We start from the raw sequence: 12,326 nt of genomic DNA, 5'->3' as shown, positions 1-12,326 counted from the left end.
ATTCACGTTGCTATTCTGCCTCTTCTCCGTCCATACTCTCTTCGATTATTCCGATAACGTTGTTCTTCTTATAAAGCACCGCCTGCCTGACGGCGTTGCAGATCGCGAGCGCCTTGGAGCTGCCGTGCGCCTTGATAACGGGCTTTTTCATTCCCATCATCGGCGCTCCGCCGACAGAAGAGTAATCCATCGCGCTGTTGACGGCGCGAAGCCCCTTGGAGATCATCAGAGCCGCGCCCTTGGTCATAAAGTTCTTGCCGAACATATCCTTCAGATAGTGCTTCGCCATGAAGCCCATTCCTTCGGTGACCTTCAGCACGACGTTGCCGGTGAAGCCGTCCGCGACGGCGACGTCGCAACCGCCCATCGGGAGCTCTCTTCCCTCGATATTGCCAATGAAGTTGTACTCCGACGCCTTCATCATCTGATACGTCTCGCGGAGCAGGTCGGTGCCCTTGTTCTCCTCGGTGCCGATGTTGACAAGGCCGACTCTGGGGTTCTCGCGTCCCTCGACCTTCTCCATATAGATGCTGCCCATAAGGCCGAATTGCGTAAGCACTTCGGGGCTGACCTCTATGGTCGCACCGCAGTCGAGCAGCAGATAGTTGCCGTCGACACAGGGCACAAGTGTGGCGAGCGCGGCTCTGCGGATGCCTCTGACGCGCTTGACTATGAGGGAAGCGCCGAGCATCATCGCTCCGGTGTTTCCGGCGGAAACGTATGCGTCTCCGTCTCCGGCGGCGAGCATGCTCAACCCCTTGACGAGCGACGTCTCCATGCCCTCTTTGACCGCGAGAGCGGGATTGCCGTCCATCGGGAAGACCTCGTCCGCGTTCGCGATTTCGGCGCGCTTGCCGGAGATCTGGTTCTTCTCCATAACGCGCTTTATTTCATCCTGCTTTCCGACGAGAATCACGTCGACATCGAACTTCTCGGCACCCATTACGGCGCCTTTGATTATCTCCAGAGGAGCGTTGTCTCCTCCGAACGCGTCGATTATTACCTTCATTCGTCTTTCCTCCCTATCAGATGTCGTTTTCGGAAATATATCGTTTCAGCGCCGCGGCCGATCTTTCGGAAAGCCGCCTGCGCTTTTCTTTTTTGTCTCTTATGTGCTCTTCCGTATCCGGAAGTATGCCGAAGTTGATATTCATCGGCTGGAAATCGGCGTTTTCGGACGAAATATACGCCGTCAGCGCGCCGATACCCGTTTCACGCGGGAACGGCGGGAGCGTTTCGCCGTTCAGCCGCTTGAAGCACGCAATTCCCGCGACGAGTCCGCTCATCGCGGATTCGATGTAGCCCTCGACGCCGGTCATCTGCCCTGCGAAATATATGCGCGGATCGCTTCTCAGCGAAAAGTCGCGATCGAGCAGCCGCGGCGAATCGAGGTAGGTGTTTCTGTGCATCACGCCGTAGCGGACGAATTCCGCGTTCGCGAGCGCCGGTATCATCGAGAAAACGCGCTTCTGCTCGCCGAATTTAAGGTTTGTCTGGAAACCGACGAGGTTGTAAAGCGTGCCTTCCGCGTTATCCTGCCGCAGCTGGAGCACCGCGTAAGGGCGGCGTCCGGTCGCGGGATCTACGAGCCCGACGGGCTTGAGTATCCCGAAGCGGAGAGTGTCCGGCCCGCGCTTCGCGGCTATCTCGACGGGCATACAGCTCTCGAAAACCTTGCACTCCTTCTCGAATTCGTGCAGCGGAGCGGTCTCCGCGGCGACGAGCTCGCGCCAGAACGCCTCGTATTCGTCTTTTGTGAGCGGGCAGTTGATGTAATCGTCGCCGCCCTTGCCGTATCTGGCGAGGCGGAAGCTTTTGGAAGCGTCGACGCTTTCGGCGGTCACTATCGGCGAAGCCGCGTCGAAAAAGTGCAGTCCTTCCCCGCCGGTCAGCTCCTCGATCTTTCGCGCCATCGCGTCGCTCGTAAGCGGGCCGGTGGCGATTATCACTTCACCCTCCGGTATTTCAAGCGCTTCCCTGCGGACGACGGTTATATTGCCGCATTCGGATATCCGCTTCGTGACCTCGGCGGAAAATGCGTCGCGGTCGACCGCCAGCGCTCCCCCCGCGGGAACGGAGGTAACGTCCGCGCAGGAAAGCACTATCGAGCCGAGCATACGCAGCTCCGTTTTCAGCATTCCGGAGGCGGTGGCGGGATCGTCGGATTTCAGCGAGTTCGAGCAGACGAGCTCGGCGAAGTTTTCGCTCACGTGTGCGGGCGAAAACCGCTCCGGTTTCATCTCCCGAAGCTCGACTTCGACGCCGCGCCGCGCGAGATAATACGCCGCCTCACAACCGGCGAGGCCGGCTCCTATCACGGTCGCTTTCACTTTTTATCTTCCTTATCCGCGGACTTCGCGCCCTTGTTGAGCTTTTCGTAGCCGCAGCCATCCTTCAGACAATGCACGCCGACGCGGAATCTGAAGTTGCGCTTGACAAAGAGCGTGCTGCCGCATTTCGGGCAGGTCTCCTTGGTGGGATCGTCCCAGGTCATGAACTTGCATCCCGGATAGTTGGAGCAGCCGTAGAACTTCGCGCCCTTCTTGCTTCTGCGCGCGACGATCTTGCCTCCGCATTCGGGACAGCTGCCTTCGGCGTCCTCGGTAAGCGGCTTGGTGTTGCGGCATTCCGGGAAGCCGGGGCAGGCAAGGAATTTGCCGTTCCTGCCCATCTTGATGACCATATTTCTGCCGCACTTGTCGCAGATGACGTCTGTAACTTCGTCCGGCACCTTGACGCGCGTGTCGCCGAGTTTTTTCTCAGCGTCGGTCAGTTCGCTCCTAAATCCGTCATAAAAGTCCGCTACTACGTTGTTCCAGACCTTTTCGCCGTCGGCGATCTCATCGAGTTTTTCCTCCATGCCGGCGGTGAACTCGGTACTGACTATATCGGAGAAACTATCCTCCATCAGCTCAGTGACCGCTTCGCCGAGCGGCGTCGGCTCGAAGAACTTGCCGTCCTTGCGGATATAATCGCGCTTGCTGACCGTGCTGATAATCGCGGAATATGTGCTCGGTCTGCCGATCTCCTTATCCTCAAGCTCCTTGATGAGTGTGTTTTCGGAATATCTTGCCGGCGGCTGAGTGAACTTCTGCTCGGGAATGAGCTTCACAAGCTCAGCGATCTCGCCCTCGGACATTTCGGGCAGCTTCTTGTTGTCCTCTTTGTCCTCCTTCGCCTCCATCCACACGGACATATAGCCGGGGAACTTGACGGTGAAGCCGTTCACCTTGAAGACGCTGTGGTTGGCGGTGATATCTATGCTGACGCTGTCGAGCAGCGCGTTTGTCATCTGGCAGGCGATGAAGCGCTCCCAAATGAGCTTGTAAAGGCGGTACTGATCGGAAGAAAGACTGCTCTTTATTTCGGCGGGCACGAGGTAGGGATCGGTAGGCCTTATCGCTTCGTGCGCGTCCTGAGCGCTCTTTTTGGTCTTATACACCTTCGGCGAGGACGGCAGATACGCGGAGCCGAAACGCTCGCCGATGAAGTTTCTGGCGGAGTAGATGACCTCGCCGGAAAGGCGGAGCGAGTCGGTTCTCATATACGTTATCATACCGACGGTGCCGCGGCCGGCGATGCTTACGCCTTCATAAAGCTCCTGTGCGATACGCATTGTGCGCTGTGAGGTGAAGTTGAGGCGCTTGGCCGCCTCCTGAAGCAGTGTGGACGTCATAAACGGCGGCAGCGGAGCGCGGGACTTATCGACGTGCTTGATGGAAGCGACCTTAAAGTCCGCTCCCTTGACGTCCGCGAGGACGGCGTCGGCGTCGGCCTTGCAGGTAAGATCCTTCTTCTTGCTGGCGGTGCCGTAATACTTGGCGGTAAACGGCTTCTTGCCCGCGGTGAGCAGGTAGGCGTCTATCGTCCAGTACTCCTCCGGCTCGAAAGCGCGGATCTCGCGCTCACGGTCGACAATCAGCTTGACGACGACGGACTGCACTCTGCCGGCTGAAAGACCGGGCTTTACCTTCTTCCAGAGGAACGGGCTGATCTTGTAGCCGACGATGCGGTCAAGGACACGTCTCGCCTGCTGGGCGTTGACAAGGTCCATGTTTATGCTGCGGGCGTTGCCCATTCCCTCTTTGATCGCGGTCTTGGTGATCTCGTTGAAGGTCACGCGAACGTCCTTGTCGGGATCGAGCCCGAGCAGCGTGGCGAGGTGCCAGCTGATCGCTTCGCCTTCGCGGTCCGGGTCGGGAGCAAGGTAGACTTTATCAGCGCTCTTCGCCAGCTTCTTCAGATCGTTGATGACCTGCGCCTTGCCCCTGATGGAAATATACTCCGGAGCGAAGCCGTTGTCGACATCTATGGCGAAGCGGGATTGCGGCAGGTCGCGAACGTGGCCGACGGACGCGGCTATGATATAGCCCTTGCCGAGATACTTCTTGATTGTCGCCGCCTTGGTCGGCGACTCGACGATTACGAGTTTTGTCATGTATTGATCCTTCCTCCGGGTCACTCCGGTAAGCTCCTTGGAGCCGGATTATTAACGTGTTAAAGCGAAAATTTCTTCATCGGGAGAGACTTGCATCTTCCTTTTATCTCGAGCATCGAAAGCGCGGAAAGCGCCTCCTGTACGCTCAGTCCGGTCTTAGCGAGGATATCCTCAAGCGATACCGGTTCGGTCGCGAGCGCGGAAAGCAGCAGCTTCTCACGCTCGCCCAGTTCCGCGTCGTCCGCGCGGCGCGGGGTTTCTTTCTTCTCCGCCTTCTTCCCTATCTGCGGGAAAAGCTGGACGTATTCTTTGACTATGTCATCGACGTCTGTCACGGCGACGGCGCCGTCTCTTATCAGTCTGTTGCTGCCTACGCTTTCGTAGGAATTGATGTTGCCCGGAACGGCGAAAACGTCTCTGCCGTATTCGAGCGCGTAGTTTGCGGTTATAAGCGCTCCGCTGTTCTCCGGCGCCTCAACGACGAGCGTTCCGACGGAGATGCCCGCCATTATGCGATTCCGCAGCGGGAAGTTGCCTTTGCTGATCTTGCTCGTCGGAGCGTATTCGGAGATTACCGTTCCGCGCTTCATCATCGCACGGCGGAGACCGAAGTTCTCGGCGGGATAGTTCTTCGCCAGCCCGCATCCGAGCACGCCGACGGTGCTTCCGTCCGCGCGGACGGCGCCGGCGAGAGCCGCGGCGTCGATGCCTACCGCGAGACCGCTGACGACGCAGAAGCCGCGCGCGGCGAGTTTACCCGCGATAACGTAGGCGGCTTTGCGGCCGTATTCGGTGCAGTCGCGCGTTCCGACGATTGATATGAGCGGACGGGAGTCCGCGTCGAGCGGCTCGCCCTGCGCGTAAAGCAGCGCCGGCGGCGCGTATATGTTCGCCAGGCGTTCGGGATACTCCTCGGAGCCGTACGGAATCACGCGTATGGTGAGACGTTCGCAGCGCGCGAGCGTATCCCCGGCGGATTTCAGATCTTTATCGAGAAGCGCTTTGAGCGTCTTCTCGTTCGTGACTCCGGCGGCGAGGTAGTCGTTTTTTCCCGCGGCGTAGACGGCTTCGCAGCCGCCGAACTCCTTAAGGAGCGCGTCCATCGTCCGCGTGGCGGGAGTTACTCTTTCAGAGAGCCAGACCGCGCACTTTGCTTCCATTCGGACACCTCCCACATCAGTATGCCTCCCGCGACGGCGGCGTTGAGGGACTCCGTGCCCTGCGCCATCGGAATGCGGACGGTTTCGTCGCACGCCGCGACTGTTTCGGCGTCGAGGCCGTTGCCTTCGTTGCCTATGAGAAGCAGCAGCTTATCCGCGAATCCGACGCTTTCGAGCGAAACAGCGTGCGCGTTCAGCGCTGCGGCGTATGCTTTGAAGCCCGCCCCGCGCATTTCGCGCACGAAACCGCGCAGGTCGGCGACCTGGACTACGGGCAGTCTGAACGTAGCGCCCATCGCACCGCGCAGCGCCTTGACGGAGTACGCGTCCGCACAGTCGGCGGAAAGAACTATGGCGTCAAAGCCGAAGGCGGAAGCGCTTCTGATGAGCGCGCCGACGTTGCCCGGCTCCTGTACTCTCTCGAGGCAGAGGTATCTGCGGCCGTTCTCGGACAAACCCGAAGATTTATACGCAAAAACCGCCGTAATGTCCTGCGGCGTTTTGCTTTCTGTTATTTTGTTCATTATCGGCCGCGTCACCGCGTAGACGGTGCCGCTGACCGACGGAAAAAGCGCTTCGTACGCGCCGAGCGCGTCCTTGAGCACGAACAGCTCGAGCAGCTCGCAGCCGCCGGCAAGCGCCTCTTCCACGAGCTTTCTGCCCTCCGCGACGAAGGCGCGGGCTTCATCCCTTGCCTTCTTTGAGGAGGACAGCTTAGCGATGGATTTGACCGCCTCGTTGCCCGGGGCGGTCACGGTCAGAAGCTTCTTCAACCGTTTCACCCCGCTGATTCGCGACGTTCTTTTCTATGCCGAAAAATGCCGAAAAGGCCTCGAAATTACTTCGAAACCTTTTCTATCAGCGCGGAAAAGCCTTCTTTATCGCTTATGGCCATCTCGGAAAGCATCTTTCTGTTCAGCTCGACGCCGGCCTTCTTGAGATCGTTCATAAACGTGGAATAATTGGTGCCGTTCGCTCTGCATGCGGCGGAAATACGCGCGATCCAAAGCTGACGGAAATTGCGCTTCTTCTGCTTTCTGCCGATATATGCGTAAACGAGTGACTTTGTGACTGCCTGGTTAGCTGTCTTGAACAGCTTCGATTTCGCGCCTCTGTAACCCTTCGCGAGTTTCAGGATCTTTCTCCTTCTTTTTCTGGTGGTTACTGCGCCCTTAACTCTTGCCATTGTAAACTCTCCTTTATTGTTCGGCGGTTACGCCTTTGATTCTTATTTGTAAGGCATCATTTTTCTGAGGTTCGCCTCGTTGGCGGGTGTAGCTATGGTGGGCTTCCTCAGGTTTCTCTTCCTCTTGGTCGACTTCTTGTTCAGAATGTGCGACTTGTAGGCGTGGAACATCTTGACCTTACCGTTCTTCGTAACCTTAAAGCGTTTCGCCGCTCCTCTGTGCGTCTTGATCTTAGGCATGGTAATTCTCCTTTATGTTAGTTTTGTTCTGACTCCTGTGGTTTCTTGGCTTTTTCGGGCTTGACGGGCTTGGGGGTAAGGAACATCATCATGTTGCGCCCCTCGAGCTTCGGCGCGCGGTCGACCGACGCCAGCTCGGAAAGGTTCGCGGCGAAGCGTTCCATACGCTCCTGCCCCAGCGCGGTATGCGCCATCTCGCGGCCGCGGAAGCGGATCGAGACCTTGAGCTTGTTTCCGGCGGAGAGGAACTTCTTCGCCTGATTGAGCTTGGTGTCGAAATCGTGCACGTCGATGTTGTACGACAGACGGATCTCTTTCAGCTCGATGGTCTTCTGATTCTTGCGCTGGTCCTTTTCCTTTTTGGCCTGCTCGAACTTGTACTTGCCGTAGTTCATAATGCGGCAGACGGGCGGAGTCGCGTTCGGGGCGATCATAACGAGATCGAGCCCTTTGCCGACCGCGATATCCAGGGCCTCCCTGCTCGACATAATGCCGAGCTGCGTTCCGTCGGAATCGACGACGCGGAGTTCAGCCGCTTTTATCTGCTCGTTCAAAAGCATCTCCTTTGCGATATCAAACACCTCCAGTATAAAACAAACCTTGCGCAAAACAGCCGTCTGCACAAGGTCCATCGTTCCTATGGTCCGTATGGCCGCCGCGAATCGTGTCACGGCCGGCGAGAACTTCCGGCGGTTCTGCTTTCCGGAACGGTTGCCCGTCCCTTTACCCGACTATTATATCATCCGTTTCGGTTTTGTCAAGCATTTTTTTGAAATATTTTTCTTTTCTCATCAGTATCATAAAAACAAAAACCACTTGACGAAACACTCCGTAGGTGGTAAAATGTATATCATTATACAGGCGGTGCGCCGCCAAAGCATATTACGGTAAAACAAAATATCATAAAGGGAGATGTTACAATGGGACTTATTAAAGCGGGCCTCGGCGCCCTGGGCGGAGTTCTCGCCGATCAGTGGAAGGAGTTTTTCTACTGCGAGGCACTGCCGGAGAACGTCCTCGTCACGAAGGGACAGAAGGTCGTCAACGGCAAGCGCAGCAGCAACACCAAAGGCAGCGACAACATCATTTCCAACGGCTCGAAGATCGCCGTCAACGAGGGTCAGTTCATGATCATCGTCGATCAGGGCAAGGTCGTTGAGTTCTCCGGCGAGCCCGGCGAATTCATCTACGACTCCTCCACCGAGCCGAGTCTCTTCGCCGGCAAGTTCGGAACCTCGCTGAAGGAGACCTTCAAGCTCATCGGCAAGCGTTTCGCGATGGGCGGCGACACCGGCCACGACCAGCGCATCTACTTCTTCAACACGAAGGAGATCATGGGCAACAAGTTTGGCACCCCGAACCCCATTATGTTCGACGTCGTCAACAAGGACATCAACATGAGAAGGACCGTTCAGGTCAGATGCAACGGCGTGTATTCCTACACGATCACCAACCCGCTTATCTTCTACTCCAGAGTCTGCGGCAACGTTGAGAGCGACTACACCCGAGACCGCATCGACCAGCAGCTGAAGACCGAGTTCATCGACGCGCTGACCCCGGCGCTCGCCTCGATGTCCGACCTCGGACTGCGTCCGGCGCAGCTCCCCGCGAAGTCGGTCGAGCTGAAGACCGCGATGAACCAGGCGCTCCAGAACGAATGGGTCGACGCCCGCGGCATCACGGTTGAAAAGATCGCGCTGAATCCGATCACCCTCACCGAAGAGGATATGAAGAAGATCAACGAGATGGAAGACGCCGCGACTATGGGCTCCAACGCCTTCATGATGGCCGGACGTATGACCAACGCCACCGCTACCGCGATGGAGAACGCCGCGAACAACCCGAACGGCGCCTTCACCGGCTTCCTCGGCATGAATATGGCGGGCGGCGCCGGCGGAAACGGCGGCGGATTCGCCGCGGCTCAGAACTTCTACGCCGCCGGCGTTCAGCAGCAGCAACAGCAGATGGCTCAGCAGCAGGCGCAGCAGACCGCGGACGCGTGGAAGTGCGAGTGCGGCGCGGAGAACACCGCGAAGTTCTGCTCGAACTGCGGCAAACCGAAGCCGGCTCCCGTTCAGGGCTGGACCTGCGAATGCGGCGCCGTCAATCAGGGCAAGTTCTGCGCCGAGTGCGGCAAGCCGAAGCCGGCCGGAGCGAAGCTCTATAAGTGCGACAAGTGCGGCTGGACCCCCTCAGATCCGGAGCATCCGCCGAAGTTCTGCCCCGAGTGCGGCGACGTCTTCGACGACAAAGACGCGCAGTAATAAACAGCGCGCAAACGCAAACATATCAAAAGGAGCGTTCCCGACCGGGACCGCTCCTTTTTTAATATAATGATAGTTAAAACAGCCCGACGGAAATTTCCGCCGGGCTGTTTCATTTGCGCTTCCGCAATGATTATTCGTAGAGTTCCTTGAGCTTGAGGAGGTGCTGATACTTCTTCGCGGCGTTTTCCTTCGCCTTGTTGAAGAGCTCTTCCGCTCTCTCGGGCGACGCCTGCATGAGGCGGGTGTATCTGGTCTCGTTCTTGATGAACTCGATGTAGTCCGCGGTCGGCTCCTTGCTGTCCAGCGTGAAGGGGTTCTTGCCCTCCGCCTTCAGCGCGGGGTTGAAGCGGAACATCTGCCAGTAACCGGCCTCGACGGCCTTCTTCATCTCGGACTGGCTGTTGGTCATGCCGCCCTTGACGCCGTGCATTTCGCAGGGCGAGTAGCCGATGATGAGGGACGGGCCCGGATACGCCTCGGCTTCCTGCAGCGCCTTGATGGTCTGGTTCATGTCGGCGCCCATCGCGATCTGCGCGACGTAGACGTAGCCGTAGGACATCGCGATCTGCGCGAGGTCCTTCTTGCCGATCGCCTTGCCGGCCGCGGCGAACTGCGCCACCTGGCCGATCTGGCTCGCCTTGGAGGCCTGGCCGCCGGTGTTGGAGTAGACTTCGGTATCGAAGACCATGACGTTCACGTCTTCGCCGGAGGCGAGAACGTGGTCGAGGCCGCCGAAGCCGATGTCGTAAGCCCAGCCGTCGCCGCCGAAGATCCATACGGACTTCTTGGAGAGGTAATCCTTCTCGGCGAGGATCTTCTTGCCGAGCTCGCAGTCGCACTTCTCGAGCATTTCGACGAGCGCCTTCGCGGCGGCGTCGTTGGCCTTGCCGTCGTTGACGGTCTCGAGGTAGCGGTCGATGACCGCCTTCTTATCGGCGTCTTCGACCTTCTCGGCGAGCTCCTTGACGTAGCCGATGAGGCGCAGTCTGATGGTCTTCTGGCCGAGGTACATTCCGAGGCCGTGCTCGGCGTTGTCTTCGAAGAGACTGTTCGCCCACGCCGGTCCCCTGCCGCTGTCGCGGTTGACGGTGTAAGGCGTGGCGGGCGCGGAGCCGCCCCAGATGGAGGAGCAGCCGGTCGCGTTGGAGATATACATTCTCTCACCGAAAAGCTGGGTGATGAGGCGCGCGTAGGAGGTTTCGGCGCAGCCGGCGCAGGAGCCGGAGAACTCAAGCAGCGGCTGGTTGAACTGGCTGCCCTTGACGGTCGTGTCGGCGAAGGGGGTCTCCTTCTTCGTCACGTTCGCGACGGCGTAGTCGAACGCCGCCTGCTGTTCCTTCTGGCTCTCCTGCGGGACCATCTTAAGCGCTTTTTCCTTCGCGGGGCAGATGTTGACGCAGAGTCCGCAGCCCATGCAGTCGAGCGGGCTGACGCTCATGGTGAAGACATAGTCCTCGCAGCCCTTGCCCTTCATCTGCGCGGTCTTCGTGGAGGCGGGAGCCGCGGCGGCTTCTTCCTTGCTCATCGCGAAGGGACGGATGGTAGCGTGCGGGCAGACGTAGGCGCACTGGTTGCACTGCAGGCAGTTCTCGGGGATCCACTCGGGGACGTCCACCGCGACGCCGCGCTTTTCGTAAGCGGCGGCTCCCTGCGGGAAGGTGCCGTCGACGTGAGGCACGAACTTGGATACCGGCAGGCTGTCGCCGTTCATCTTGGAGACCGGAACGACGATGTCCTTGACGAACTTGACCAGCTCGGGGCGCTTGCCTTCGATGGCGACTTCCTGCGGCTTGACCTCGATGGTCTTCCAGCTCTCGGGAACGTCGACCTTGACGATGGCGTCGACGCCGGCATCGATGGCCTTATAGTTCATTTCGACGACCGCTTCGCCCTTCTTCATATAGGACTTCTTGGCCGCTTCCTTCATGAAGGTGACCGCCTCGTCGATGGGCATGATGTTCGCGAGCGCGAAGAACGCGGACTGCAGGATCGTGTTGGTGCGCTTGCCCATACCGATCTCTCTCGCCTTGTCGATGGCGTTGACGGTGTAGAAATGGATGCCGTTCTCGGCGATGTAGCGCTTCGCCTCGGCGGGCAGGTGCGTTTCGATCTCTTCGGGAGTCCACTGGCAGTTCAGCAGGAAGATTCCGCCGGGCTTGACGTCGTTGACGATCTTGTAGCCCTTGACCATGTAGGACGGGTTGTGGCAGGCGACGAAGTTCGCCTTCGTGATGTAATAAGGAGACTTGATGGGGCTGTCGCCGAAACGCAGGTGCGAGATCGTGACGCCGCCGGTCTTCTTGGAGTCGTACTGGAAGTACGCCTGGATGTATTTATCGGTATGGTCGCCGATGATCTTGATGGAGTTCTTGTTCGCGCCGACGGTGCCGTCGCCGCCGAGGCCCCAGAACTTGCAGGAGATCGTGCCGGGCGCGGCGGTGTCGGGCGCGGGCTTCTCCTCGAGGGAGAGACCGGTCACGTCGTCGACGATGCCGACGGTGAAGCTGTGCTTCGGCTTGTCGGCCTTGAGGTTCTCGTATACCGCGAAGACGCTGGACGGAGGAGTATCCTTCGAGCCGAGGCCGTAGCGGCCGCCGACGACCTTGCCGGTGTATCCGTTCATGTTAAGCGCGGCTACGACGTCGAGGTAAAGCGGTTCGCCGAGGGAGCCGGGCTCCTTCGTGCGGTCCATGACGGCGATCGCCTTGACGGTCTTCGGGATGGCGGCGAAGAACTTGTCCGCGACGAAGGGTCTGTAAAGGCGGACCTTCACGAGGCCGACCTTCTCGCCCTGCGCTAGCATATAGTCGATGACTTCTTCGGCGACGTCGCAGAAGGAGCCCATCGCGACGATGACTCTCTCCGCATCCGGAGCGCCGTAGTAGTTGAAGAGCTTATAGTCGGTGCCGATCTTGGCGTTGACCTTGTTCATATACTCCTCGACGACGGCGGGGAGCTCCTGATAGTACTTGTTGCACGCCTCTCTGTGCTGGAAGAAGATGTCGCCGTTCTCGGCGGAGCCGCGGAGCACTGGG

10 protein-coding genes are annotated in these 12,326 nt (G+C 58.7%); 1 reads left to right on the top strand and 9 read right to left on the bottom strand.

Going from position 1 to position 12,326, the window contains the following annotated elements; translation table 11 throughout:
• Positions 1 to 10 precede the first annotated feature (10 nt).
• From plsX to infC, 8 genes are all read right to left on the bottom strand, one after another.
• Positions 11 to 1,009, bottom strand: coding sequence for a phosphate acyltransferase PlsX (plsX, locus tag IJL83_00050; GenBank protein MBQ6552004.1), 999 nt, complete (start codon positions 1,007 to 1,009; stop codon positions 11 to 13).
• A 16-nt stretch (positions 1,010 to 1,025) separates the two neighbouring features.
• The gene (gene trmFO, locus IJL83_00045; protein MBQ6552003.1) at positions 1,026 to 2,330 is read right to left on the bottom strand and encodes a methylenetetrahydrofolate--tRNA-(uracil(54)-C(5))-methyltransferase (FADH(2)-oxidizing) TrmFO; all 1,305 of its coding nucleotides are present in this window, start codon (positions 2,328 to 2,330) and stop codon (positions 1,026 to 1,028) included.
• Positions 2,327 to 4,438: a type I DNA topoisomerase gene (topA, locus tag IJL83_00040; GenBank protein ID MBQ6552002.1), complete on the bottom strand. Its 2,112-nt coding sequence runs from the start codon at positions 4,436 to 4,438 to the stop codon at positions 2,327 to 2,329. The genes trmFO and topA overlap by 4 nt, the downstream gene beginning before the upstream one ends.
• 59 nt (positions 4,439 to 4,497) lie before the next feature.
• Positions 4,498 to 5,598 carry a DNA-processing protein DprA gene (dprA, locus tag IJL83_00035; protein MBQ6552001.1) on the bottom strand — a complete coding sequence of 367 codons (1,101 nt, stop codon included), beginning with the start codon at positions 5,596 to 5,598 and terminating at the stop codon, positions 4,498 to 4,500.
• Positions 5,559 to 6,371 carry an RNA methyltransferase gene (locus IJL83_00030; GenBank protein MBQ6552000.1) on the bottom strand — a complete coding sequence of 271 codons (813 nt, stop codon included), beginning with the start codon at positions 6,369 to 6,371 and terminating at the stop codon, positions 5,559 to 5,561. Before IJL83_00030 ends, dprA begins: the two co-directional genes overlap by 40 nt.
• 65 nt (positions 6,372 to 6,436) lie before the next feature.
• The gene (gene rplT, locus IJL83_00025; GenBank protein ID MBQ6551999.1) at positions 6,437 to 6,784 is read right to left on the bottom strand and encodes a 50S ribosomal protein L20; all 348 of its coding nucleotides are present in this window, start codon (positions 6,782 to 6,784) and stop codon (positions 6,437 to 6,439) included.
• Between the two features lie 42 nt (positions 6,785 to 6,826).
• Positions 6,827 to 7,024, bottom strand: coding sequence for a 50S ribosomal protein L35 (gene rpmI / locus IJL83_00020; protein ID MBQ6551998.1), 198 nt, complete (start codon positions 7,022 to 7,024; stop codon positions 6,827 to 6,829).
• A 17-nt stretch (positions 7,025 to 7,041) separates the two neighbouring features.
• Positions 7,042 to 7,656 carry a translation initiation factor IF-3 gene (gene infC / locus IJL83_00015; GenBank protein MBQ6551997.1) on the bottom strand — a complete coding sequence of 205 codons (615 nt, stop codon included), beginning with the start codon at positions 7,654 to 7,656 and terminating at the stop codon, positions 7,042 to 7,044.
• A gap of 288 nt (positions 7,657 to 7,944) precedes the next feature.
• Between infC and IJL83_00010 the strand changes: the two genes are divergently transcribed.
• Positions 7,945 to 9,288, top strand: coding sequence for an SPFH domain-containing protein (locus IJL83_00010; GenBank protein ID MBQ6551996.1), 1,344 nt, complete (start codon positions 7,945 to 7,947; stop codon positions 9,286 to 9,288).
• 133 nt (positions 9,289 to 9,421) lie between these two features.
• Here the strand turns inward: IJL83_00010 and nifJ are convergent.
• On the bottom strand, positions 9,422 to 12,326 hold a 2,905-nt coding region (nifJ, locus tag IJL83_00005; protein ID MBQ6551995.1), incomplete at its 5' end, for a pyruvate:ferredoxin (flavodoxin) oxidoreductase.

This window comes from Clostridia bacterium, assembly GCA_017438525.1.
In the GTDB taxonomy this organism is placed as follows: Bacteria; Bacillota; Clostridia; order Oscillospirales; family RGIG8002; genus RGIG8002.
The sequence above is the reverse complement of the archived record's forward strand: the minus strand, read 5'-3'. Positions and strand labels throughout refer to the sequence as shown.